Below are 23,600 nucleotides of genomic sequence, written 5' to 3' on the forward strand. Positions count from 1 at the left end.
GGCTATAATGTGATGTAACGCTGTTATTTATCCTCCTTTCTTTTCCTTTCCGAAAAAGGGGCTTCGTTTGCTATGTGCAGGCCAACCCCGGCCTCTTTCAGAATGCCGCGAATGGATGCGGGTGGAGGCTGATCCGTATAAAATGCGCTGATCTCGGAAATGTGCCCGACCCGCGCCATGGGGCGGCGCCTGAATTTGGTACGATCAGCCAGCAGAAAGACAGTGCGGGAATTCCGGATGATGGCTTGGGCCGCGGCAATTTCATCCACGTCAAAATCCAGCAGGGTGCCATCCTCATCAATGCCGCTGATGCCGATAACGCCAAAATCAGCCCTGTACTGCTCAATCATGGCGGCGGCAGCCGGTCCGACAATTCCGCCATCACGCAGCCTGACTGTGCCACCTGCAATGACAACACTGCATTCCGGTGCCGGGGTCAGCAGGCTTGCAACGTGAATATTGTTGGTAATCACGCGCAGCGCCCTGTGCATGCGCAGGGCGCGGGCAAAGGCTTCTGTCGTGGTGCCAATATTAATAAACAGGGATGCGCCATCGGGAATGGCTGTGGCGGCACTCTGCCCGATAGCGTCCTTCTGGGCCAGATTGAGGATCTGCCGGTCCGAATACGCGATATTTTCTGAAAAAGAGATGGCGCTTGCCCCGCCGTGATGCCGGGAGAGCGCGCCTTCTGCCGCCAGGGTGTTTACATCGCGCCGCACGGTCTGCACCGTTACCTGCAGGGCTTTGGCCAGATCTTCGTTTGCAGCGTATCCTTGTTGCTGCACGATCTGAAGGATGCGCGCGCGCCTTTCCTCGACAGAGGCCATTGTCACACTCCTTGTGTGTTTTTCAGAACAGCCAGAACCGCATCCCCATAGCGTTCCAGTTTGGATCGTCCGACCCCCTTGATCTCTCCCAGCTTTGTCAGAGTGTCGGGCAGTCCGAGTGCAATATCCCGCAAAGCGGAATCATGGAAAATCAGATAAGGCGGAATTTCCTGCTCCCGCGCTTCTTCAAGGCGCCAGGCGCGCAGGGCGGTAAACAGAGGCAGCCTGTCTTCGGGCAGGTCCGCCAGCGTTTCGGAAGAGCGTGTGCGTCCGGCGGCTTTTTGCAGCTCCTGCGTGGCGTCTGCCCTTAGCTGGACAGTCTCCTCACCGCGCAGGATCGGCCTTGCAACCTCATTATTAAGGGCCAGCCCGCTATATTGGCCTTCGCTCCGCAAGGCACCGCGCGCAATCAGTTGCCGCACGACACCGCGCCAGAAGGGCTCGCTTTTATCTTTCCCGATACCCCAGACAGAGAGCGTATCATGGTGGTTCCGCTCCACGGACTCAGTCAGCGTGCCACGCAGAACGGAAATAATGTGCAGTGCGCCGAATTTCTGCCCGGTGCGATAAACGGCGGAGAGAAATTTTCTGGCGGCATCCGTGCCATCAAAGGTGACAACCGGAAAGCGGCAGTTGTCACAATGGCCGCAAGGCCCGGCCAGCGTTTCCCCAAAACAGTGCAGGAGTGCCTGCGTGCGGCAGCCGGTTGTCTCGGTCAGGGCAATCATGGCTTCCAGCCTGCTGCGCATGATCCGCTTTTCCGTGTCCGGTGCGCTGGACTGATCCAGCCAGTAGCGGGCGCGGGCCATGTCTTCCCCGCCGTAGAGCAGGAGCGTTTCAGAGGGCAGACCATCGCGCCCCGCCCGGCCGATCTGCTGATAATAGGCTTCGGGAGAGCCCGGCATGTCCAGATGAATGACGGCTCGCACATCCGGACGGTCAATCCCCATCCCGAATGCAACAGTCGCCACAATCACGATGGGCTCACCCGAGCGAAACCGGAGCAGGGCCGCCTTTTTTTCAAGGGGAGAGAGCCCTGCGTGGAAGGGTAGAGCTGTCCAGCCTTTTTCCCGCACAGCGGCGGCAATGCGTTCGGTCCGTGCGCGGCTGCCGCAGTAGACGATACAGGCTTCATCCCTGTGCCGCTCAAGTACGGCTGTGAGCTGCCGCATTTCAGAGGCTTTGGGGAGTGCCGCGATATTGAGATTGGGCCGATGGAAGCTTGATACCAGAACTTCAGCATCAGGCATCCCGAGGGCTGAGAGGATATCTTCCCGTGTCCGCTCATCCGCCGTGGCCGTCAGGGCGATGCGCGGCACATTGGGGAAATGGGCGGGGAGAGACGCCAGCGCGCGATATTCCGGCCGGAATTCGTGGCCCCATGCCGAAATACAGTGGGCTTCATCAATCGCGATGACAGAAATGGTCTGCCGCGTCAGCCGTTCCAGCGTGCCGGGGGAAAGCAGGCGCTCAGGTGAGACATAGAGCAGATCAACGCGCCCGGCAGCCAGATCGGCGCGGATTTTTGCGGCTTCATCGCCCTCCAGTTCTGAGTGAAGGGCGGCGGCGTTAATGCCCACCTGCCGCAACCCGGCCACCTGATCATCCATCAGGGCGATAAGGGGGGAGATCACCAGCCCCATGCCCCTGCGGCACAGGGCGGGGATCTGATAACAGATACTTTTGCCGCCCCCTGTGGGCATGAGCACAAGTGCGTCATGCCCGCTCATGACACACTCTACAGCTTGCCCCTGCAAGCTCCGAAAATCAGGAAAGCCGAAAACGGCGTGCAGAACGTCTTTCGGGTTCACACCCACAAACCGGTCACGCCCCCCGGCCTCCCGCGTGAAGGAAGCGGCCGGGGGTGTCGTCACATCGGTTTCAGTCTCACTCATGAAAAATCAGGGGCTGACCAGCTCGATTTCCACACGGCGCGCACCGACAACCATACCTTCCCCACTGGTGGGGGCACGCGGCGTCTGGCGGATACGGTCCCCGGAGACACCATCCTCATGCAGGGTGGCGGCCACGAGCTTGGCGCGCTGGATGGCAAGCAGCGCATCGGCTGAGAGATCGCCCCCTGCGGCGGCATACCCTTCAACCTGCACAATCTTGCCGGGATGGCTTTGTGCTTCGCGCGCAACGTCCGCAATCACGGCTTTGGCGGGCTCATTCAGCTCAACAGACTGGTTGGTAAAGAAAACAACATATTTGCGCGCGGGCAGAGACGCACACGCGGTAAGAACGGAGAGACCCAGAACAGGCAGCAGGCGACGCATGGTAGTAACCCCCAACACTACAAACAGACGCAGACTCAAAGACTGCATGATTTTGGCCCCGCACCGTTTCGGAAGCCAGTTCCTTCGTGCCCTGTGGCTACAGGGGCGTCAACTTTTGTCTTTTAAGCCGCCGCCGCTGTAGCCAGACCACCAGACAGACGCCAGATACGGTCCAGTGATTCCACGCCTGTCAGGCGATGTGCAATCAGAATAACCGTGCGGCCTTTTGTGACGTTATTGAGTGTGCGGAGAAAATCCTGTTCTGTCTGAGCATCCAGCCCTGTCGCCGGTTCATCCAGAATAAGGATGGGGGCCTGTGTCAGCAGGGTCCGGGCCAGCGCAATACGCCGCCCCTGCCCGCCGGACAGCTTGATCCCGCCCTCACCCAGCCATGTATCCAGCCCATCAGGCAGAGTGCGCACGACATCCGCCACGGCGGCCTCTTCCAGCGCAGTCCACAAATCCTCTTCCGTGGCATCGGGGCGGCCGAGCAGGAGATTGGCACGAATGGTGTCATCAAACAGGTGTGTGGCCTGAGAGAGCCAGGCAATCCGCCGACGCAGAGAGGCCGCACGGATATGGCTGATCTCTTCGCCTCCTAGCGTGATGCTTCCGGCTTCCGGTGCGGCTGCCTTGAGCAGAAGTGCGGCCAGACTGGATTTGCCAACACCAGACGGACCAAGAATGGCAACGCGTGCGCCTTGGGGAATATCCAGCGTCAGCCCATCGAACACCAGAGGGCGGTCCGGAGCCCAGCGGAATTTGACATCTTCAAGATGGATATGTGTGTCTTCCGGCGCATCTGTCTGAGTGCTGGCCTGCACTGTCTCCGGCGTGCTGGCGGCAACTTCGACCACCCGTCGTGCGGCAGCCCCCATAGCTCCGCTTTGAAGCCCGGCGCGGGTGAGTGCTGCGGCACTTTCGAAAGAGGCGACTGTAAGAAACAGGATGCCAACTGCCGCAAGCGGCGACACATGCAGCGAAAATACCCCGATAGCGGCAAGCAGCACCAGAAACACAGCCACCTGACCGCATAAAAACGCAGAGGCATTGGCATAGGCCGCCCGGCGGGCCAGCCGCATCTGTCCGGCGAGTAGTGAGGCATCGTCTGCCTGAACGTGCGCAAGAATGCGCCCTTCGGCACCGAAGGCGCGAATTTCCCGCAGCCCGCCGACCAGATCAAGAACGCCAATCCTCAGGGATGCGAGATTTTTGCCAAGACGTTCCCCCTCAGCCCGACCGGAGCGGGCAATCAGATAAGGCACCAGAAACGCAGAGCAGGCGAAAAGCAGCCCGACCACCCCGGCAAGCGCCACACTCTGCTGCCCAAGCTGGAGGACCAGAATAGGCAGAGTCAGGCAGGCGCATGCAAAGGGAATGAGAATGCGCAGATACAGGCCATCCAGCGTGCCGATGTCCGACACCAGACGGGAAAGCATGTCCCCCGCCCGCCGGAAGCCAAGCCCCGCCGCGGCCCCCTGCGCCAGAGAATGGAAAAACCACACCCGCAGGTCTGCCAGAGCGCGGAACATGGCGTCATGCGCAAAAAGGCGCTCTGCATAGCGCAGGATAATGCGGCCTCCCCCCACCCAGCGTAACAGGGCGGTGGTAATCACCACTTCTCCCAGCACACTGCTGGCCAGCCGGAGGCCGGATGCCTGCATCAGCACAAGCCCGAGGCCAAGCGCCATCAGCGCCAGCATGATGCCCGTGATCAACCGGGCAGCCTGCTTCTGCCAGAGTGCGAGAATACGCAAAATGGCCTGACAATCCGTCAGAGCAGGCACCGCGCTGGCGGGCGCTCCGGCTCGTGCGTGTGTGGTGCGCGTATGCTGATCCGGATTGCTCATTTCAGGCCACTCCCTGCCGCGCCACAACGCATCCGGACTGAAGGTCCACGCGGCGACCGTTAAACATATGCGCAGCGGCGGAATGGGTGGCGAGAACAACAGTCCTGCGCAACGCCAGACGCTGCAGGCTTTCAAAAACACTTTTCTCGGTGGCCGGGTCGAGATGCGCGGTGGGTTCATCCAGCAGCAGGATGGGAGCATTTTTCAGGTAGGCGCGAGCAATGGCAATGCGCTGTGCCTGCCCGCCGGAAAGCCCGAAGCCCCCTTCTCCAATCCGTGTTTCAAGCCCTTCGGGGAGAGAGGGCAGAAACTGGTCCACTGCCGCGGCTTTCACCGCGGCCATCAGATCGTCTTCATCCGCGTCCGGCCGGGCAAAGAGGATGTTATCCTTCAGGGTGCCGGCAAACAGGACTGGCTTCTGCCCGATCCATGAGACCATGCGGGAGAGCGCATCAGGAACAATGCTCTCCAGCGGTGCGCCATTCAGCCGCACGCTTCCGCTGTCCGGCTGAATGAAGCCGAGCAGAAGTTCCATGATGGTTGATTTACCAGAGCCGGACGGGCCCGCCAGAATCACGGTCTCTCCCGCCGGAACGGTAAAGCTGATATGGTCCAGCGCCGGGCCACGGGCCGGGTCCCAGGTGAAGCACACATCTTCGAGAGAAATGGTTACGCCAGATGCGTTGACCGTGCGTGCGCCTTCCGGCGAGGGCCGCGGCGCGGGGGCCGGGAGATCCAGAATGGCGGTGGCCGCCCCCTGTGCGTGGGCGCGGTCCTGATATGCCAGCGCCATGCTGCGGAGGGGGGCAAAAAATTCCGGCACAACCAGCAGGACAAACAGCCCGCCAGTTAGTGTTGCGGCAAGGGCCGGAGAGGCCCCGCCTGAAAGCAGCGCCATGGCCTGCCGGGCGTCCGTGATGGCGATGACCACCAGAGCCAGCACCATGGCGCAATCAATGGAGGCGGAAGAGAGGAATGCAACACGCAGCACCTTCATGGTGCGCTGGCGCAGTTCATCCGCCGCCTGCCCCAGCCTCTGTGTTTCTTCATCAGCGCGGCCAGCCAGCACAATGGTGGCAATACCTTTCACGCGATCCAGAAAGCGCGCCTGAAGGCGTGTCATGGCCAGAAACTGGTTCCGTGAGGCCACGGCCGCGCCGATACCGAAAACAGCCTGCCCGAAGGGCACAGCAGCGCCACATAACCCGAGGATCAATGCGGCATGTGGCTGTACGAAGCAGACCGGCACCAGAATGAGGAGCGGGGCCGCGAACCAGAGAATGGATGCAGGCACCCACCGGGCAAAAAAGCCATCCAGCGCTTCCACACGGTCCACCGCGATGGTTGTCAGCTCGCCACTATGCGTTTTCCGCAAAAGGGCCGGGCCGCCGGTCAGAATGGATGCCAGGACTTCGCCCCGGAGCCTGCGCCGGGCATTGATTCCGGCTTTCGCGGCAGCGGTATCACTCAGCGCCATAATTAAGGCACGAACGAACGCTAGCCCGGCAAAGGCAAACACAGGCCACAGGTCATGGGGATGCGCACCGGCCCCTGAGACAAAGCCGATCAGCCCCTGCCCCAGAACGGTTGCCACACACCATGCCTGCCCAACACCAAGAAGACTGGACAGCAGCCCGAAAATTATAACCGGCCGTGCCGCCTGACGCCCCAGACGCGACTGTGTCCGCGTCCAGCCGCGTATCGCTGCTTTGTCACCACTCATAGGAAGGCATTTATACCGGACAGCGAGGGACGCAAACACTTAAGGATGCCTTTCCCGACTGCTAAGAAAGCATAGCCCCCCTGCCCGCGCGTTTGCCGGCCCTGTTTTTTGCTCTTCAAAGAGCGTTTCTTCACTCTCTGATCAGCGGAAAGACAAATCTGTAGACTGTTCCGTTCTCCCCGCTGCGAAAGAGTTCCGCGTTGAGCTGGCGGGCAAAACCGCGGATCAGTTTGCGGCCGATCCCACGCTGTTCTTCCGGGACCTCTTCATCAAACCGGCATCCGATTCCATCATCCGCGATTGTCAGGGTGACAATATCGTCCACCAGACGCAGGGCGACGGAAATGGTCCCCTTCCTGCAGGCCGGGAAGGCATATTTGATGGAGTTGGTGACAAGTTCGGTCATGATCAGGGCCAGAGGGACGGCCTGATCCGGGTTCATGCGGAAATCATCCGACTCAATTTTCAGTGTAATCCGGCCGGTTTCGCCTTCTCCGGCAACATGCAGGGTCTGTTCACACAGTTCCCTGAGAAAGGCGGCCATATCCAGACTATCCAGCCTGTCTTCCGAATAGAGCGTGCGGTGCAAGGTCGCCAGAGCCCGCACGCGGTCACGCGCCATGACAAATTCAGCCCGCACGTCAGGATGAGAAATGCGGCTTGCCTGCAGATTCAGCAATGACGCGACAATCTGAAGATTGTTTTTCACCCGATGATGAATTTCACGCATCAGCAGTTCCTGATGCGCCATGGCCTTGTTCAGACGCGCCTCATGCCGGGTCAGGCGGCGTGTGGCACGGGTAAAGGCCTGCCCGAGCCGTTGCAGTTCCAGAGGCATGGAGCGGGTGATGCGGGCATCGAACACGCCTTCCATCTGCCATTTCTGCACAGAATAGGTCAGCCGCCGCAAAGGCCAGACCAGAACAATATTGGCTGCCAGCGTCACCCCGATCAGCCCTGCGACAAGAAGGAGCATCAACGCCGAGATTTCCAGTACCATCGTATGGAGTGCATCCGCCTCTCGCGGCGTTCTCTGGGTGGCCACCAGAATATCGGCTCCACCGGCAATGGCGCCCAGCGCGTAGCCTCCCTCACCGGTTGGGATGGAGACAACCGAGCCCTCACTGGCTTCAAGCTTTCTCTGCAACTGATGCACAACGCTGGCGGGTGGTGGAACCCAGTGGCAATCCGTACAGACGGAGGAGAGGGTTCCGTCCTGATTGATCAGCCAGGCCTTGAGCGGGTTGCTCTCATCAGAAAAGGCCTGCCACCCGGCACTGTTCGTCAGATAGGCGGCTTTTCTGGAAAGTTGCAGAACACCCACCAGATAGCCGCGTGTTTCCGGAATGGAGAGGAAAATGGCCGGAACCGTGATGCGCAGGAATGTTCCTTTTGAATCCGGGTTTCCGTCTTCCTGAACCGCTTCAAGCAACGTGCCCTGAAAAGAGGGCCGAGGCGCAGTGGTGCCAATCTCGTTGCAGTTGCTGCCGGGGGGTGTCACCGTTTGGATAAGCTGCCCGTCACTGTCCAGAATGGCCAGAAAGCAATAGCGCTGGCCGCTCATGGTTTCAGCCAGACGAAGCGCGTGGCCTATCTGCTCCGGTGTGAGCCCCATCCCCCCGATTGTTTCCAGCGCACTGCGCAGCCGGTCCGTATCATGGCGAAACTGAAGGTCCAGCCGCGTGATGGCTGTTGCGGCACGCCGCGCACTGCCAACCATCAGTTCATCGTAATTGTGGAGTGCGAGAACAGCGCTGATTGCCAGAACGGGCACACCCGAAAGGCAGATCAGGACACGCATCCGTGCGCTGGTGGTGGCAAAAATATGCCCCAGTCCAGACATCAGCAAGAGGAGGATATGGCGCATCGAGCGCCAGCGCCGTCTCTCCCTTCCGCGTGAACGGCCCCTATTCTCCTCGATCTTCTTCAATCAGCCTCAGCAACTCTTCGGGGATAGGCTCATTGGCCACGTCATCAAAAAGCTGATGCAGTCCGCGTTTTAGCCAGAGATCAAAGGCCTGATCGGAGGGTTTCTCCGGTTTCTGCCGTGGCTTTTTATCCATGGTCTTGTCCATCTGGGGGTGCTGCAGCACCTGGCCTGATGGAAAGGTCATATCGTCTGCGTGAATCGTCATCTGACATGCCCGGGTCCGCTCAGTCTCTTCCGCCTCTGCCGGTGAGCCAAAGCTCACCCACTCCTTGTTTCAGACCGCCCTGGATGCGCCCTGACTGCCATGCGGGCTGAGCTTCCGGCGCAGTGTGGTGGCCTGCGTCTTCAAGCGTTCCGTTCCAACATGTTCTTCGCCAGTCATCCAGGCTTCAAGCTGCCTTCTTGCCCGGAATACACGACTTTTGGCCGTTCCAACAGCGCATCCGGCAACATCGGCCAGTTCCTGATAACTCATTCCTTCAAGCACACCCAGAACCAGAGCTTCCCGCTGGTCGTCTGGCAGGCGTGCAAGGGCTGCATCCAGATCTTTCAGGACAATGCGGTCTTCATGCGGTGCATTTGTGGCGAGAAAAGAGGGGGCTATATCATCAATATCCGTGGTGTCCCGCTTTTTCCGCAAATCGGAAATAAAACGGTTCCGCAGAATGCGGTGCATCCACGCTGCAAAGTTTGTTCCGGGCGCGAAGGTGTTCTGGGCGGCAAGGGCATTGCAGACGGCATCCTGCACTAGATCTTCCGCCGCAGCCCGATTGCGGGTGAGCGCAAGAGCCTGAACACGCAGCTTGGGGAGAATCCCTATGACCTGATCGTGGAAGGAGGTTGTCATGATCGTGTTCTCCGCTTCTGTTGCCTTAAATCGTGCCCTATCAATGAAGGGGAGAAGAAGAAGGTTACATCCGGTTTCAAAATTGCCGTTCACTTAAATGTGATTGCCGTCTTTACGGCGTATTCCCGCCCTGATTTTCGGTCAGGGTCTGCAGTCTTACGCGTGCGCGAGAGACACGGGCCTTCATGGTGCCAACCGTGACGCCGCAGATCATGGCGGCGTCTTCATATGTCATTTCCTGTGCGCCAATCAGCACCAGGGCCTCCCTCAGCAGTGGAGAGAGCTGCCACAGAAAGTGGTCCAGTTCCTGAATGGCGGCTCTCTCTACCGCCGCGGACTGGCTCTGCGCCACACGGTCCGGGCTTGCCGCATAATCGCTCAGCACGGCCCGCTCCCGGTTGCTGCGGCGGGCCTGCTCCAGAAAGAAATTACGCAAAATTGAAAAAAGCCAGGCCTTCAGGTTGGTGCCCGGTGCGAACTGCCCAGCCTTGCTTAACGCACGCACAACGGTTTCCTGCACCAGGTCATCCGCCAGGGTGGTGTCTCTCGCCAGAAAACGGGAAAATGCGCGCAGGGCGGGTATCAACGCCAACAGATCTGTGCGGGAGAAGGATGCCGTGGCAACATTGGCAGAATGTTGTCGGTCTTGAATCAGAACACTTCCCCTTTCCTGCAAACAATGACACATGTCATCGTTACGGACGTGCTTAATTTAAGCCACACTCCACGCGAAGGAGCCTTGTCATGCCAGAGTCGCTGCGCAGCGCTTTAATTCAGGCGTTACCCTACGGTAGGCGTTACGCCCGCGCTCTGACAGGGAGCCAGCCCCGTGGAGATCTTCTTGTGGCGGAAAGCCTGCGGACTCTTACCACAAGCCAGCATACGGATAACCTTCCTTCTCTTTGCAGGCTTTATCAGGCCATTTCCAGACATTTCGCGGCACAGCAGGAGCATGACACCCCCGAGCATGGGCTCTCCACTATTCAGCGCCAGCTTCTCCTTCTCACGACCCTGGAAGAGGTTTCTCTGGAGACGGCGGCCAGAATAGTCGGTCTTGCCGCCAAGGACGCATCTGCAGATCTTGAAGCCGCCTATGCCTATCTGAAAACCGGCGTTCAGACATCCGTCCTGATTATTGAGGACGAACCGATTATTGCCATGGATATTGAAGAACTGGTCCTGCAGTGTGGCCATAAGGTGGCAGGGGTCGCCCATACGCAGGCCGATGCGATCCGTCTGGCGCAGGAAACGCGCCCCGGGCTGATTCTGGCGGACATCAATCTTGGGGCTGGGGGCGATGGCATGCGTGCCGTGGCGGAAATCACCAAAACTCTTTCCGTGCCGGTTATTTACGTTACGGCGTATCCTGAAAGATTGCTGACAGGCGAGACATCCGAGCCCAGCTTCGTCATCACCAAGCCGTTTGAGCCTCTCACACTTGCTGTCGCGACGTATCAGGCTGTCAGTAACCGCACAATGGCACGCTCAGGTCCGTAAAAGCCTCTTGCGTCAGCGGTCACTCTGCCACAGAAACAGGGCATGGCTCCCCCTCTCCTTCTCCTTCAGGACATTACTCTCACGCTTGGTGGAAATCCGCTGCTCGACAAGGCAGGTTTTTCCGTTTCAGCCGGTGAGCGGTTATGTCTGGTCGGCCGCAATGGTTCCGGCAAATCCACCCTCCTGAAAATTGCAGCGGGCGTTATCCAGCCCGACTCAGGAACCCTGTTCCTGCAACCCGGCGCCAGCCTGCGGTATCTGCCACAGGAGCCGGACCTGTCCGGCTACGCAACCACGGCGGACTATGTTCTGGCGCAGATTACCGAGCCGGCTTCAGAGTGGCGCGCCGCAGCCATGCTGGATGCGCTGGGGCTGAGCGGCAAGGAAAACCCGGCAACTGTCTCCGGGGGTGAAGCGCGCCGCTGTGCCATTGCGGGCGCTCTGGCGTCCTCCCCGGATATTCTGCTGCTGGATGAGCCAACCAACCATCTGGACATGCCCACCATCGAATGGCTGGAGCGTGAACTTCTCAGCCTGAACTGTGCAATGGTTATCATCAGCCATGACCGGCGGCTGCTTTCCACCCTCTCCCGCTCCGTTGTCTGGCTGGACCGCGGGGCAACAAGGCGGCTGGACCAAGGGTTCAGCCGGTTTGAAACCTGGCGTGAGGAACTGCTGGAGCAGGAAGAGCGGGACGCCCACAAGCTGGACCGCCAGATTGCCCGTGAAGAAGACTGGATGCGGTATGGCGTGACCGCCCGGCGCAAGCGGAATGTGCGCCGAGTGGGAGAACTGGCTGCCCTGCGTGCGGCCCGGCGCGATGCAGTGCGTTCACAGGGGACAGTCACGCTGGCTGCACAAAGTGCCTCCACCTCCAGCCGTCTTGTGGCTGTTGCTGAAAATGTCAGCAAATCTTGGGGTGAGCGCTGCATTGTCCGTAATCTGGACTTGCGTGTGCTGCGGGGGGACAGGCTCGCAATTGTCGGCGCAAACGGTGCAGGCAAAACCACCCTGCTTCACCTTCTGGTCGGGCAGGATCAGCCGGACAGTGGTAGCATCACGCTTGGCCCTTCTCTGTCCATGGTGACGCTGGACCAGCAGCGCCGCACGCTGGACCCGGACAAGACACTGGCCGACACCCTCACGCGCGGCGGGGGAGACATGGTGCAGGTCGGCACCGAAAAGCGGCATGTTATCGGGTATATGAAAGACTTCCTGTTCAGGCCGGAGCAAGCCAGAACTCCTGTTGGCGTGCTCTCGGGCGGTGAGCGTGGCCGCCTGATGCTGGCCTGCGCGCTGGCGCAGCCCTCCAATCTGCTGGTGCTGGACGAGCCGACCAACGATCTCGATCTTGAAACGCTGGACCTGCTTCAGGAAATGCTGTCCAGCTATGAAGGCACAGTTCTGCTGGTCAGCCATGATCGTGATTTTCTTGACCGGGTTGCGACCTCGGTCCTCACGACAGACGGTAACGGCACATGGCTGGAGTATGCCGGTGGCTATTCCGATATGCTGGTTCAGAAAAAAGGCGGCGTGGAAGAGGCTGTTGCCTCTGAAAAAGCGGTTGTGCGGCCAGCACCTTCCAAAGAGCCTTCAGGCGGCCCCCGTACGACAACAGCCAGAAAGCTGAGCTACAAGGACCAGTTCGCTCTGGATAACCTGCCCCGGGAGATGGAAAAACTGGAGCAGGAAGCAGCCGCATTGCGGACAAAACTCTCGGATGCCTCTCTTTATAGCCGAGACCCTGCCTTGTTCCAGAAATACAGCGCGGACCTTGAGAAGATTGAGGGAAAACTCTCTGAATCTGAAGAAAAATGGCTGGAACTGGAGATGAAGCGGGAAAACCTTGCAGCGGGTGAAAATTAATTCCTTTCTCCCACTTGCCACCCCTGTTTCTCTCGGCTAATAGGATCCCCACAAACCGGGTGCGTAGCTCAGCGGTAGAGCATCGCCTTCACACGGCGGGGGTCACAGGTTCAATCCCTGTCGCACCCACCACGATAAACCGCAGTTTTTTTTGCGGCTCTTACGTGGTTTCCGGTTTTTTCCAAAATTCATATCGGTGCATTTCGGTACGGCTCAATCCGCATTGGCACGTAGAAATCCGTGCCATCAAATCCCGGAATTGAACATCCAGTCGATTTCTGATGCGGCTGGTCGCGCAGTGTCCTGCTGCCGGCTACGGGCTGTAACCGGCAGCAGTTGCGCCTCAGAGTAATCCTTCTTCACGCATCGCCTTTTGGGCTGAAGGACGGGCAAGAACGGTGTCGCGCAGGGCGCGTGTTTTCGGGTAGGCGGAGATGTCTATTTTGAGGGGTGTTGTCCAGTTCAGGAGAACGGCCATGAGCGCATCTGCCTGTGTGAAGCCGGCTGGAAGAATATAGCCATTTGTCCCCTGCGCCAGAAGCGCTTCAACTTCACTCAGGCGGCGTGTGACAACACGGTTCAGGAGTATTTCACGTGTGGCATCTGGAAGATCAGGGGAAAAAAGAGGCCCGATCGCGCTGTGCACGTCCTCACAGAACCCTAAAGCTTCCAGCAGGCGAAAAAATTCGATGGTATTGGTGGCGGGACGAAATGCCGCCTGATCGGCGTGTTGTCCGATATACGTCAGAACAGCAACGTTCTGCGTCAGAATAGTGCCGGGTGAGACTTCAAGTGCCGGTACGGCTCCGCGTGGGTTAATGGTTGTATAATCCTGATGGTCTGCCGTTACCTTGTTTTTGAGATCCACCCGCACGAGGGTGTAAGGCAGGCCCGTTTCGTTCAAAATGATATGCGCTGCAAGTGAACAAGCCCCGGGAGAGTAATATAACTTCATGGAACAGTTTCTCTCTTTCTCTTCAAAGTGCCAAAGAGCACAGAGCAGCTAAAGCCCGTTCGCTCTATAGCGTGAAGCATGGCACGATGGATTGGTGCTTGAGAAGGGCAGGAGAAAACGTAAGGGGCTGTTATGAATGGGCATGGGCCACGGAAAGGCGCCTGGTCTGGCCCTGTTCAAACACCATGGCTGCCCGAACAAAAACGGGCCAGAGAGTGACTCTGGCCCGTTCTGGTGTTCTGTGGCGTGGCTTTAGTGCGCGGGAACCGCAGCCAATTCCGGGTTCAGGCGATAGCCGCCGCCTTCTGTAATCAGGAGTGTGGCATTGGCCGGATCGGGCTCAATTTTCTGCCGCAGCCGATAGATGTGTGTTTCAAGCGTGTGCGTTGTCACCGCGGCATTATACCCCCAGACTTCATTGAGAAGCACCTGACGGGGCACAGGGCGCGTGCCGGCACGGTAGAGAAATTTCAGGATAGCCGTTTCTTTTTCCGTCAGCCGAATGCGGCGGTTCTTCAGCGGCTCCTGAAGGAGCTTGGCGGAAGGGCGGAAGGTGTAAGGCCCGATGCTGAACACGGCATCTTCACTGTTTTCAAACAGGCGCATCTGGGCACGCAGGCGCGCCAGAAGCTCGGCAATCCGGAAAGGCTTGGCGACGTAATCGTTCGCGCCGGCATCCAGGCCCCGCACCACATCCGCTTCATCATCTGAACCTGTCAGCATGATGATGGGCATCCGCAGGCCATCTTTCCGCAAATCCGCGCAGAAATCGCGCCCATCGCCATCAGGCAGGCTGACGTCAAGCAGAAGAGCATCAAACCGGCTGTCTGGTGCTTTCAGTTTTTCCCGTGCTTCAGCCAGAGAGGAGGCCTCTTCAACTGTAAACTCACCTTCAAGCTGCAATTGCTCAACAAGTGTCTGGCGAAGGATCCGGTCGTCATCAACAACCAATATTGGACGTGCACCCGTCATTCGGTTTTCTTCTCCTTGGTATCGGCCTTCTGGGCGGGCTGTCTGGTCTGTTCACAGTCTCTCGAACTTGTCACGATTCGGCTCAGAGCTCTAGTCTAGATATGGTATGTTACCGCCCTGAAAAATCTGCAAACGGGTAATTTTCACGTATGATGATACACCTCCTGTCCCGCTCATGCTTTGCCGCTGATGCACAACTGCATTGCGGGGGCAAAATCATGAATGTGGTCATCGGAAAGAACGGCCTTACAGACGTGAAACAGGAAGGTGATCATGCAACGCCCATTGGTATTTTTCCTCTCAGAAAGGTGTACTACCGGGCGGACCGGGTGATAAAGCCGCAAACAATACTTCAGGTTGAACCACTTGCACCACAGGACGGGTGGTGTGATGACCCTGCTCATCCTGATTATAACTGTTCTGTGAGATTGCCACACCCAGCCCGGCACGAGCAGTTATGGCGTGAGGATGGGGTTTATGATCTCATAGTCGTGATGGGATATAACGATAATCCGGTCGTTCCGGGAAGAGGCTCGGCAATTTTCATGCATCTTCAGCGCCCTGACAGAACACCAACCGAAGGGTGCCTCGCCCTGACTGAAACAGACCTTCGGGCAGTTCTGGCCGCCGGAGCGGATGCGGTCCACATCCACGCTCCGGGCTGAATAACTGATTTGGGAAGGCTCCCCTTCCCTTACAGAATGTCCTCCGCCGGAGGGACAAGAGCAATCACACACTGCCCGACTTCCGGGAGAGCCGGGCGTTCATCTTCCGCTGAGACAACGGTCATGGAAATGCCCTTGTCCAGCACCAGAAACACCAGAAGATTGCTGCTTTCCTTTAAAAGCATGTCCCGATTGTCCGCCGTGACATTAACCCCCTGAAACTGCCAGCCTTCTCTCACCAGGGTTTCCAGCAGTGTAAAATTCCACGAGGGTTCGCCCAGCACCTTTCCCCGGGCATCCCGGCTCAGGCCCCGGTACAGATCCAGCCGGGCAATGCCGGGGCTGACCTGATAAACGCGCTGCCTGCCGAAATGCGGAGCCAGATGGGCACAGACCAGACCATTGTAAATGGCATCGGGCGTTGCGGAAATCAGGTAATCTCCGGGGCGTTCCTCCAGGCTTTCAGCGCCTTCTTCCGAAAGCACTTCGGCCCTGAGCACCGGTACGCCAGCTTGTGCGGCAGCCCTGAGATCACTGGCGGAGTTATCCACCAGAACGACCGGCGCGCCGGCCCGATGCACAGCAATGGCCAGCCCGGTTGACCAGACATTTGCGCCCACAATGGCCAGAGCAGGCTCATCAGAGAGGGTGAGTTTGAGCTTGCGGCCGAGCGGGCGAAGGGAAAACCCATGCAGGATCATGGTGGAGGCAATCACCGCGAAGACGGCGGGCATCACGAGCCCTGCTCCCGGATAACCGGCATCCTGCAACCGCATGCCGGCAATACCTGCCACAGCGGCCGCCACAATCCCGCGCGGGGCAATCCAGCCGACAAAAATACGCTCGGCCCAGCTCAGGCTGGACCCCATGGTTGCCAGCAGAATACCCAGCGGGCGCACCAGAAACAGCACCACAAGGGTCAGCGCGCCAATGGACCATGAGAGGTTGGAAAGCTGCTCCCGCTGAAGGTCCGCCGTCAGCAGGACAAACAGAACCGACACGATCAGGACAACCAGAGATTCCTTCATGCGCTGGATTTCAGCCATGCCCGGAATACGCAGATTGACCAGCGCCATGCCGAACACGGTAGAGGCAATAAGCCCCGCGCCATCCATGGTGAGCGTGCCAAGGGCAAACAGTATCAGGGCAATTGTGATCAGGATGGAGCTTTTCAGGACTTCGGGCATCAGATCCCGCACCAGAAGCCAGCGCACTCCGAGGGCCGCACCAATACCCAGCCCGATGGTCAGCCCCGCGCTGGCCAGCATATGGGGCAGGATAAAGCCGAAAAATGTGCCTGACCCTTCTCCGGGGCGCATCAGCAGCACTTCCAGCACCAGTGTTGCCAGAATGGCCCCTACGGGATCATTCACGATGGCTTCCCAGCGCAGGAATGCCGCAACTTTTGGCTGAAGCTTGGCATGGCGCAGAAGGGGCAGAACCACCGTGGGGCCGGTCACGACAATAATGGAGCCGAACAGGAACGCAGGCCCCCAGCCCATGCCGCCAATATAATGAGCGGCCATGCTGCCAAGAAGAAGGTTGATGGGAAGTGCGACAAGAGTAAGACGGATAACGCCTTCCCCTGCTTCTTTCAGTTGCCTGAAATCCAGAACAAGGCCGCCCTCGAACACGATCAGGGCCACGGCGAGAGACACCAGCGGGTGAAATGCCGAGCCGATCATCACGGAAGGATGCAGGATTTTAAGCACTGGCCCATATAGCAGGCCAAGGCTGAACAGCAGGACAATTGCCGGCAGGCGGAAGCGCCACGCGCTCCATTGCGCGAGCATGCTGCCACCGAGCACACAGAAAATGCTTAGAAGTATGCTCTCACTCATGGGCATCCATCTTAAAAAACCCCGTTATACGCCTGATGCGCCAAGCAAAGGCGATAAGTTATGCACAGGCTTATTAAGTTGAACACACATTTTTTGTCGAACAGACTTGCCTTCAGGGGGCTGTCGCGTCGATTTTCTGATCGGTTTCCGCATCAGCCTTGCGTTCCAGCACGGCCGCAAAGAACCCGTCCGTTTCATTCCGGTGTGGTGTGAGAGAAAACATGGATGCGCCACGCAGGGACTCAGGCAGGGCGCTGCTGTCTGACGGCACACGCTCAAAATCCGGGTGGCGGCTCAGGAACGCCTCGACCTGGTTGGCATTTTCCGCCTGCAGCACGGAACAGGTGGCGTAAACCATCCGCCCGCCCGGTTTGACCAGAGAAGACGCCCTGTCCAGAATTTCAGACTGCTTGACCAGCAGTTCTTCCAGATCCTGCTCTGTCATCCGCAGGCGGGCATCAGGGTTGCGCCGCCACGTGCCCGTGCCACTGCACGGGGCATCAACCAGCACGCGGTCGAACGATTTGGCGCGGCGTTTGGCCCATTTGTCTCCGGCTTTCAGCAGATGCCGTTCAACATTATGCACACCCGCGCGGCGCAGGCGGCGCACCGCGCCATCCAGACGGACTTCAGAGACATCACACGCGGTAATATGCCCCTTGTTTTCCATCATCATGGCCAGCGCCAGTGTCTTGCCCCCTGCCCCGGCGCAGTAATCCAGAACGCGCATGTCCGGGGTGACCCCCATAATGGCGGCAACAAGCTGGCTGCCTTCATCCTGAATTTCTACCCGTCCATCCTTAAAAGGCGCGGTAGACGTCACGGGCAGACGCCCGTTCAGCCGGAGGCCCCACGGGGAAAGCGGGGTAAGGATGGCATGCAGCCCTTCCCGCCCCAGTGCATTCTGGGCATCCCGACGGTTCGTGCGCAGCATATTCACGCGCAGATCAAGCGTTGCCGGTTCAGAAAGAGCGGCAAGCTCGGCTTCCAGCGTGTCACCAAAGGTTTCTTCAAGACGCGGCAGCAGCCAGTCCGGCAGTTCCAGCCGGACGGCACGCGGCATCTCCGCATTGTCCAGCTTTTCACCCGCCAGAGCGGAGACAACATCCTGTTCGGAATAGCTCAGTGCGCCCGGCGCAAACCGGCCTTCCGCAAAGAGAGCTGCAATTTCTCTGGCAGGCCAGCCTTTCAGGGCAAGATTGGCGACGGCAAGACTGCGGGGGGTGATCTCCACCCCGCATTTTGTCAGCCACCAACCCAGCCTGCGCCAAGCCCGCATGATCTCCCAGACCATACCGGAGACCGCCCGACGATCTCCCCCGCCGATATAACGCCGTTCACGAAAAAAGCTGTTGGCAACGGCGTCAGCCGGTTTTCTGGGCGTGGCCTCCATGGCCGTAAGAAGATCAATGGAGGCACCCAGCCGAGCAGAAGGAGTCATAGGTAAGGTTCAGTCCCGACGGTAGTTAGGGGCTTCACGCGTGATGGACACGTCATGAACATGGCTTTCACGCAGCCCTGCACCGGTAATCCGGCGGAATTGCGCGTTCTGCTGAAGGTTTTTGAGTTCCCGGGAGCCGGTGTATCCCATGCCGGCTTTCAGGCCACCCACCAGCTGGTGAATGACAGCCGCCATGGCGCCTTTATAGGCCACGCGACCTTCAATACCTTCCGGTACCAGCTTCAGGGAGTCCCGCACTTCCTGCTGGAAGTAACGGTCTGCCGAGCCGCGCGCCATGGCGCCAAGGCTGCCCATGCCACGGTAGGATTTATAGGAACGGCCCTGATACAGGAACACTTCGCCGGGGGCTTCTTCCGTGCCCGCCAGCAGAGAACCGACCATCACGACATCCGCCCCGGCCCCGATAGCCTTCACGATGTCACCCGATGTGCGGACCCCGCCATCTGCAATGCAGGGAATATCCAGCTCACGGCAGGCTGCGGCTGTTTCCAGAACGGCGGAGAACTGCGGCACACCCACACCGGCCACAATGCGCGTGGTGCAGATGGACCCCGGACCAATGCCGACTTTTACGCAATCCGCCCCGGAGGCAATCAGAGCCTGTGCTGCTTCCGGTGTGGCCACATTGCCGGCAATGATCTGGATAGAGCTGTCATGCGCCTTCAGGCGTTCCACCGCACGCAGCACGCCGGAGGAATGGCCGTGGGCTGTATCAACGACCAGCACGTCCACTCCGGCTTCCACCAGCAGTTTGGCGCGATTGAAGCCATCATCTCCCACGCCGGTTGCCGCAGCGCAGCGCAGGCGGCCCATGCTGTCCTTGATGGCCAGCGGGTATGCCACGGCCTTGTCCATGTCCTTGACGGTGATGATCCCGACACAGCGGTCGGCTTTATCCACCACCAGAAGCTTTTCAATCCGGTGCTTGTGCAGAAGCTGGCGGGCGGTATCGGGGTCTGCCCCGTCACGCACCGTCACCAGCCCGTCATGCGTCATCAGTTCGGCTACACGCTGGGCAGGGTCCACCGCAAAGCGCACATCGCGATTGGTGATGATGCCGATCAGCTTCTGTGTGTGCGGCTCAACAACCGGAAGGCCGCTGATCCCGTTGCTCTGCATGATCTCGCGCACTTCCGCGAGGGTCTGGTCAGGCCCTACGGTTACGGGGTTGACCACCATTCCCGATTCGAAGCGCTTGACGCGACGAACATGCTCGGCCTGCTCTTCCGGCGTCAGATTTTTATGAATCACGCCAAGACCGCCCTGCTGCGCCATGGCGATGGCCATCTGGTCTTCTGTCACCGTGTCCATGGCGGCAGAAATCAGAGGGATATTGAGTTCAATGGAGCGTGTCAGACGTGTGCGAACAGACGTCTGGCCGGGAACAACCTCAGATGCCGCGGGAACGACGAGAACGTCATCAAACGCCAGGGCTTCTGTAACGCGGCTGTAGGGGGAAGAAGTCATACAACGGGAACCCTTGACCAGATTGCGAGAGGGGGGACCCGACAGCAGAGCATCGCCGCAGGTCACCGACCATTGGCGCTTCCTCTTATGGTCTTGCAGCAGCAAACGCAAGTGAAGAGGCGTAAAATTGACATGTTTTTAAAAATGTCACCTGCGGAGCACGCCTGTTTTCAGCGCCGTGCGAAAGGCTTCAAGCGTTGCATCACTTACAAAATGCTCCATGCCTTCCGCATCTAGCCGCGCTGTCACGGCATCCACGCCGAGGGCAAGCAGGAACTCTTCAACAAGCTGATGTCGCGCCCGGACGGTTTCCGCCAGCGCCAGCCCGGCATCGGTCAGGAAGATGCCCCGATAGGGTTTGCGTGTCACAAAGCCTTCCGCCACCAGACGGACGAGCATTTTCGCCACGGTTGGTTGAGACACGCCAAGGCGGTCCGCAATATCAACCTGCCTGGCCTCCTGCCCTTCTGTCAGCAGATCATCAATCAGTTCCACATAGTCCTCAATCAGGACATTGCGCCGTGCCTCGCGCGCGTGCCGAAACCCTTCACACTGGCTTTCAACATCAGGCATGACCGGCTGGCGTTCTTTCAACGGGAGACCTCCGTCTGCGGGGGCGGCGTTTAACCGCGTGCTGGGGAGCTATAGCCAATCAGGCCGCGGAGCAAAAGCATTCCGGCTGCCTGTATCCATGCAGGGTCACGAAAATATGCATAAACTTTACCTTATAGCCTATTGCATATTATTTCGCTGCCCCTGTAGTGTTTCTTACTGTTTTCAAGCAAAGCCCTCTTCATGCCCTCCACCCCGGACACACGATACGGTTCTTTCAGGAAGCCTGTTTTTTCCACGCAGGACAGCCGCCTGAGCCTGCCTGAAGCCCATGCGTCCGTTCCCGTTCCGGAAGGCGCTTCCAGACTGCGGCGCTTTCTTGCATTTGCCGGGCCGGGATACATGGTGTCCGTCGGGTATATGGACCCCGGCAACTGGGCGACAGATCTGGCAGGCGGGGCGCAGTTCGGTTTTACCCTGCTGTCTGTCATCCTGCTGTCCAACCTGATGGCCATTCTGCTTCAGTCTCTGGCGGCCCGGCTGGGAATTGCGACCGGGCATGATCTGGCGCAAGCCTGCCGGGCCTATTTTCCGCGCCGGGTGAATATTGTGCTCTGGCTGGCCTGTGAGGTTGCAATCATCGCGTGCGATCTGGCCGAGGTTATCGGCACAGCCATTGCCCTTCAGTTGCTGTTTGGCATCCCTCTGCTGTTGGGGGCGTGCCTTTCCGCGCTGGATGCGTTTTTGCTGCTGCTCCTCATGCGCCTTGGCTTCAGGTGGCTGGAGGCCTTTGTCATGGCGCTTCTCGGGCTGATTGCCCTCTGTTTTGCCGTGCAGATTATTGCAGCCGCTCCCCCGGTTGCCGCGATCCTGAAGGGCTTCATGCCGTCTCCAGTCATTCTGACCAATCCGCAGATGCTGTATGTCGCCATTGGGATCGTCGGGGCGACGGTCATGCCGCATAACCTCTATCTGCATTCCGCACTGGTGCAGACCCGCACCTATGCACGCACGCCCGCCGGCAGGCGCGAGGCCATTCGCTGGTCCACATTGGACAGCACCATAGCTCTCATGCTGGCCCTGTTCGTGAATGCAGGCATTCTGATTGTGGCGGCCACGGCGTTTCATACCACAGGGCATCAGGATGTTGCGGAGATTGATCAGGCCTACACGCTGATCTCCCCCATTCTGGGGCTGAGCATCGCCTCGACCTTATTTGCCGTGGCGCTGCTGGCAGCGGGCACCAATTCGACCGTAACCGGCACACTGGCCGGGCAGATTATCATGGAAGGGTTCCTGCACCTGCGCATGGCCCCATGGGCGCGCAGGTTTCTGACACGAGGCCTCGCCATTCTGCCCGTTATTCTGGTCACGGTGCTTTTTGGCTCCAAAGGTGTCGGGAACCTGCTGGTTTTCAGCCAGATTGTTCTCTCCATGCAGTTGCCTTTTGCCGTGATTCCGCTGGTGATGTTTGCGTCTGATCGTCAGAAAATGGGCGAATTCGTGCTTTCCCGACCCGCCTCACTCCTCGCATGGGGTGTGGCGGGTATTATCCTGATCCTCAATTTCAAGCTGCTTTACGATACGGTGTGCGGGTAACGCCCCCGGCCCTTCATCCCTGCCGCAGGGAACATCTCGGCGTGTGAACAGTTCTCATTGAGAAGAGTCCTGTTTCCGCCCGGTAAAGAAGGTTGGCATGCTGCATCACGGTTCATATCCACGCCGCACCCTTCCCTTGGCCATTGGAGAGTATGCCTTGCTGGGGGACTGCCATACCGCCGCGCTGGTCGGGCGGGATGGCACTCTGGACTGGCTCTGCCTGCCGCGTTTTGACAGTCCCGCCTGTATGGCCGCGCTGCTCGGCACGTCTGAGCATGGGCACTGGAGCCTCTGCCCGGATGAACCGGTGCTCAGCTCACATCGGCAGTACCGTGATGACACGCTTGTTCTGGAAACCACGTTCGTGACCGCGGGTGGTGAGGTCACGCTGGTTGACTACATGCCGGTCGAGCAGGAACACCGTACCCTGATCCGCCAGATCAAGGGCGTGAAAGGCAGGGTCAGGATGCGCTTCACCCTGCTCCTGCGCTTTGATTACGGGCTGACAGTGCCCTGGGTTACATCTTCGCATGATGGGCAGGGCCTCCGTGCCATTGCCGGGCCGGATCAAGTCGTCGTGCGTTCCACAGTGCCGCTGCACGATGGACCACACCGGACGATTGAGGCTTTTTTTGAGGTCAGGGAAGGCCAGACCGAGAGCTTTGTTCTGCTGCATGCCGCGTCTCACTGCCCGGTTCCCACGCCCCCTGTGGATGTAGAAGCCACGCTGGCGCAGACAGAGGCGTGGTGGCGTGCGTGGTGTGCGCAGTGTACCTATCGCGGCCCCTGGCGGGAGGCCGTCATGCGGTCTCTCATAGTGCTCAAGGCTCTGACCTATGCGCCCACAGGGGGGATTGTCGCCGCGCCCACAACCTCTTTGCCGGAAGATCCGGGCGGGACCAGAAACTGGGATTACCGGTATTGCTGGCTACGTGACGCCAGCCTGACTCTGGCTGCCTTTATATCCTGCGGCTATTCTTCAGAGGCTCAGGCATGGCGGGACTGGTTGCACCGCAGCATTGCCGGAGAAGCCCGACAGATGCAGATCATGTATGGTGTCTGTGGAGAGCGAAACCTGCAGGAATGGAGTGTCGGGTATCTCCCCGGATATCATGGTGCGCGCCCGGTACGCGTGGGCAATGCGGCGTCGGACCAGGTGGAGGGTTCGAAAAACCCCCTGGTTTTGAGAGCTGCTCTGTGATTCCATTTCCCTTGAGTTGATTGGGGGCATGGATCATGAAGCAGACTGGTTTCTTTGATGTTGAAGA

20 protein-coding genes and 1 tRNA gene are annotated in these 23,600 nt (G+C 59.1%); 6 read left to right on the forward strand and 15 right to left on the reverse strand.

The features are described from left to right. Positions 1 to 23: 23 nt before the first annotated feature. The 9 genes from GOB82_RS03355 to GOB82_RS03395 all read right to left on the reverse strand — a co-directional run bounded on the left by GOB82_RS03355 (position 24) and on the right by GOB82_RS03395 (position 10,048). Positions 24 to 827, reverse strand: a complete 804-nt coding sequence (locus GOB82_RS03355) for a DeoR/GlpR family DNA-binding transcription regulator (protein ID WP_166119517.1) — start codon at positions 825 to 827, stop codon at positions 24 to 26. A gap of 2 nt (positions 828 to 829) precedes the next feature. After that, positions 830 to 2,722: a DNA helicase RecQ gene (gene recQ, locus GOB82_RS03360; RefSeq protein ID WP_166119519.1), complete on the reverse strand. Its 1,893-nt coding sequence runs from the start codon at positions 2,720 to 2,722 to the stop codon at positions 830 to 832. Between the two features lie 6 nt (positions 2,723 to 2,728). Continuing rightward, positions 2,729 to 3,106: an OmpA family protein gene (locus GOB82_RS03365; protein WP_166119734.1), complete on the reverse strand. Its 378-nt coding sequence runs from the start codon at positions 3,104 to 3,106 to the stop codon at positions 2,729 to 2,731. Positions 3,107 to 3,228: 122 nt separating this feature from the next. Beyond that, on the reverse strand, positions 3,229 to 4,956 hold the full coding sequence (gene cydC, locus GOB82_RS03370; RefSeq protein ID WP_166119522.1) for a thiol reductant ABC exporter subunit CydC: 1,728 nt from the start codon (positions 4,954 to 4,956) through the stop codon (positions 3,229 to 3,231). Position 4,957: 1 nt separating this feature from the next. Further along, on the reverse strand, positions 4,958 to 6,679 hold the full coding sequence (gene cydD / locus GOB82_RS03375) for a thiol reductant ABC exporter subunit CydD (protein ID WP_166119525.1): 1,722 nt from the start codon (positions 6,677 to 6,679) through the stop codon (positions 4,958 to 4,960). Between the two features lie 130 nt (positions 6,680 to 6,809). Next, complete coding sequence (locus GOB82_RS03380; protein ID WP_242007152.1) at positions 6,810 to 8,546, reverse strand: sensor histidine kinase; 1,737 nt, start codon at positions 8,544 to 8,546, stop codon at positions 6,810 to 6,812. A gap of 40 nt (positions 8,547 to 8,586) precedes the next feature. Further along, positions 8,587 to 8,742, reverse strand: coding sequence for a NepR family anti-sigma factor (locus GOB82_RS03385; protein ID WP_265794111.1), 156 nt, complete (start codon positions 8,740 to 8,742; stop codon positions 8,587 to 8,589). A 141-nt stretch (positions 8,743 to 8,883) separates the two neighbouring features. Next, on the reverse strand, positions 8,884 to 9,456 hold the full coding sequence (locus GOB82_RS03390) for a sigma-70 family RNA polymerase sigma factor (protein WP_166119527.1): 573 nt from the start codon (positions 9,454 to 9,456) through the stop codon (positions 8,884 to 8,886). Positions 9,457 to 9,568: 112 nt separating this feature from the next. Beyond that, entirely contained in the window at positions 9,569 to 10,048 is a 480-nt protein-coding gene (locus tag GOB82_RS03395; protein ID WP_338078187.1) for a sigma-70 family RNA polymerase sigma factor, read from the reverse strand. A gap of 152 nt (positions 10,049 to 10,200) precedes the next feature. On the opposite strand from GOB82_RS03395, the gene GOB82_RS03400 reads away from it, so the two are divergent. From GOB82_RS03400 to GOB82_RS03410, 3 genes are all read left to right on the forward strand, one after another. After that, positions 10,201 to 10,953 (forward strand): PhyR family response regulator anti-anti-sigma factor, encoded by a 753-nt coding sequence (locus GOB82_RS03400; RefSeq protein WP_166119530.1) that lies wholly within the window; start codon positions 10,201 to 10,203, stop codon positions 10,951 to 10,953. A gap of 42 nt (positions 10,954 to 10,995) precedes the next feature. Beyond that, complete coding sequence (locus GOB82_RS03405) at positions 10,996 to 12,819, forward strand: ABC-F family ATP-binding cassette domain-containing protein (protein ID WP_166119533.1); 1,824 nt, start codon at positions 10,996 to 10,998, stop codon at positions 12,817 to 12,819. A gap of 57 nt (positions 12,820 to 12,876) precedes the next feature. Beyond that, positions 12,877 to 12,951, forward strand: a tRNA-Val gene (locus tag GOB82_RS03410). A gap of 211 nt (positions 12,952 to 13,162) precedes the next feature. On the opposite strand, the gene GOB82_RS03415 is transcribed toward GOB82_RS03410, so the two are convergent. Further along, positions 13,163 to 13,774, reverse strand: a complete 612-nt coding sequence (locus tag GOB82_RS03415; protein ID WP_166119535.1) for a glutathione S-transferase N-terminal domain-containing protein — start codon at positions 13,772 to 13,774, stop codon at positions 13,163 to 13,165. 252 nt (positions 13,775 to 14,026) lie between these two features. Then, entirely contained in the window at positions 14,027 to 14,746 is a 720-nt protein-coding gene (locus GOB82_RS03420) for a response regulator transcription factor (RefSeq protein ID WP_166119537.1), read from the reverse strand. Between the two features lie 149 nt (positions 14,747 to 14,895). On the opposite strand from GOB82_RS03420, the gene GOB82_RS03425 reads away from it, so the two are divergent. Next, complete coding sequence (locus GOB82_RS03425; RefSeq protein WP_377792151.1) at positions 14,896 to 15,411, forward strand: L,D-transpeptidase family protein; 516 nt, start codon at positions 14,896 to 14,898, stop codon at positions 15,409 to 15,411. 29 nt (positions 15,412 to 15,440) lie between these two features. Here GOB82_RS03425 and GOB82_RS03430 read toward each other — a convergent pair whose 3' ends face one another. The 4 genes from GOB82_RS03430 to mntR all read right to left on the reverse strand — a co-directional run bounded on the left by GOB82_RS03430 (position 15,441) and on the right by mntR (position 20,775). Then, positions 15,441 to 17,252 (reverse strand): cation:proton antiporter, encoded by a 1,812-nt coding sequence (locus tag GOB82_RS03430; protein WP_166119540.1) that lies wholly within the window; start codon positions 17,250 to 17,252, stop codon positions 15,441 to 15,443. Positions 17,253 to 17,364: 112 nt separating this feature from the next. After that, positions 17,365 to 18,693, reverse strand: coding sequence for an RsmB/NOP family class I SAM-dependent RNA methyltransferase (locus GOB82_RS03435; RefSeq protein WP_166119543.1), 1,329 nt, complete (start codon positions 18,691 to 18,693; stop codon positions 17,365 to 17,367). A 9-nt stretch (positions 18,694 to 18,702) separates the two neighbouring features. Continuing rightward, positions 18,703 to 20,181 carry an IMP dehydrogenase gene (gene guaB, locus GOB82_RS03440; RefSeq protein WP_166119546.1) on the reverse strand — a complete coding sequence of 493 codons (1,479 nt, stop codon included), beginning with the start codon at positions 20,179 to 20,181 and terminating at the stop codon, positions 18,703 to 18,705. Between the two features lie 147 nt (positions 20,182 to 20,328). After that, entirely contained in the window at positions 20,329 to 20,775 is a 447-nt protein-coding gene (mntR, locus tag GOB82_RS03445) for a manganese-binding transcriptional regulator MntR (RefSeq protein WP_377792153.1), read from the reverse strand. A gap of 201 nt (positions 20,776 to 20,976) precedes the next feature. On the opposite strand from mntR, the gene GOB82_RS03450 reads away from it, so the two are divergent. Together GOB82_RS03450 and GOB82_RS03455 are read left to right on the forward strand one after the other, a co-directional pair. Beyond that, entirely contained in the window at positions 20,977 to 22,332 is a 1,356-nt protein-coding gene (locus GOB82_RS03450; protein WP_166119548.1) for an Nramp family divalent metal transporter, read from the forward strand. A gap of 97 nt (positions 22,333 to 22,429) precedes the next feature. Next, the gene (locus GOB82_RS03455) at positions 22,430 to 23,533 is read left to right on the forward strand and encodes a glycoside hydrolase family 15 protein (protein ID WP_166119551.1); all 1,104 of its coding nucleotides are present in this window, start codon (positions 22,430 to 22,432) and stop codon (positions 23,531 to 23,533) included. Positions 23,534 to 23,600 lie beyond the last annotated feature (67 nt).

Source organism: Acetobacter farinalis (assembly GCF_011516935.1).
Classification (GTDB): domain Bacteria; phylum Pseudomonadota; class Alphaproteobacteria; order Acetobacterales; family Acetobacteraceae; genus Acetobacter; species Acetobacter farinalis.

Coding starts and splice junctions, on each gene's coding strand:
- GOB82_RS03355 (WP_166119517.1), bottom strand. CDS start 827: ATGGCCTCTGTCGAGGAAAGGCGCGCGCGCATCCTTCAGATCGTGCAG.
- recQ (WP_166119519.1), bottom strand. CDS start 2,722: ATGAGTGAGACTGAAACCGATGTGACGACACCCCCGGCCGCTTCCTTC.
- GOB82_RS03365 (WP_166119734.1), bottom strand. CDS start 3,106: ATGCGTCGCCTGCTGCCTGTTCTGGGTCTCTCCGTTCTTACCGCGTGT.
- cydC (WP_166119522.1), bottom strand. CDS start 4,956: ATGAGCAATCCGGATCAGCATACGCGCACCACACACGCACGAGCCGGA.
- cydD (WP_166119525.1), bottom strand. CDS start 6,679: ATGAGTGGTGACAAAGCAGCGATACGCGGCTGGACGCGGACACAGTCG.
- GOB82_RS03380 (WP_242007152.1), bottom strand. CDS start 8,546: ATGCGCCATATCCTCCTCTTGCTGATGTCTGGACTGGGGCATATTTTT.
- GOB82_RS03385 (WP_265794111.1), bottom strand. CDS start 8,742: ATGGATAAAAAGCCACGGCAGAAACCGGAGAAACCCTCCGATCAGGCC.
- GOB82_RS03390 (WP_166119527.1), bottom strand. CDS start 9,456: ATGACAACCTCCTTCCACGATCAGGTCATAGGGATTCTCCCCAAGCTG.
- GOB82_RS03400 (WP_166119530.1), top strand. CDS start 10,201: ATGCCAGAGTCGCTGCGCAGCGCTTTAATTCAGGCGTTACCCTACGGT.
- GOB82_RS03405 (WP_166119533.1), top strand. CDS start 10,996: ATGGCTCCCCCTCTCCTTCTCCTTCAGGACATTACTCTCACGCTTGGT.
- GOB82_RS03415 (WP_166119535.1), bottom strand. CDS start 13,774: ATGAAGTTATATTACTCTCCCGGGGCTTGTTCACTTGCAGCGCATATC.
- GOB82_RS03420 (WP_166119537.1), bottom strand. CDS start 14,746: ATGACGGGTGCACGTCCAATATTGGTTGTTGATGACGACCGGATCCTT.
- GOB82_RS03425 (WP_377792151.1), top strand. CDS start 14,896: ATGATGATACACCTCCTGTCCCGCTCATGCTTTGCCGCTGATGCACAA.
- GOB82_RS03430 (WP_166119540.1), bottom strand. CDS start 17,252: ATGAGTGAGAGCATACTTCTAAGCATTTTCTGTGTGCTCGGTGGCAGC.
- GOB82_RS03435 (WP_166119543.1), bottom strand. CDS start 18,693: ATGACTCCTTCTGCTCGGCTGGGTGCCTCCATTGATCTTCTTACGGCC.
- guaB (WP_166119546.1), bottom strand. CDS start 20,181: ATGACTTCTTCCCCCTACAGCCGCGTTACAGAAGCCCTGGCGTTTGAT.
- GOB82_RS03450 (WP_166119548.1), top strand. CDS start 20,977: ATGCCCTCCACCCCGGACACACGATACGGTTCTTTCAGGAAGCCTGTT.
- GOB82_RS03455 (WP_166119551.1), top strand. CDS start 22,430: ATGCTGCATCACGGTTCATATCCACGCCGCACCCTTCCCTTGGCCATT.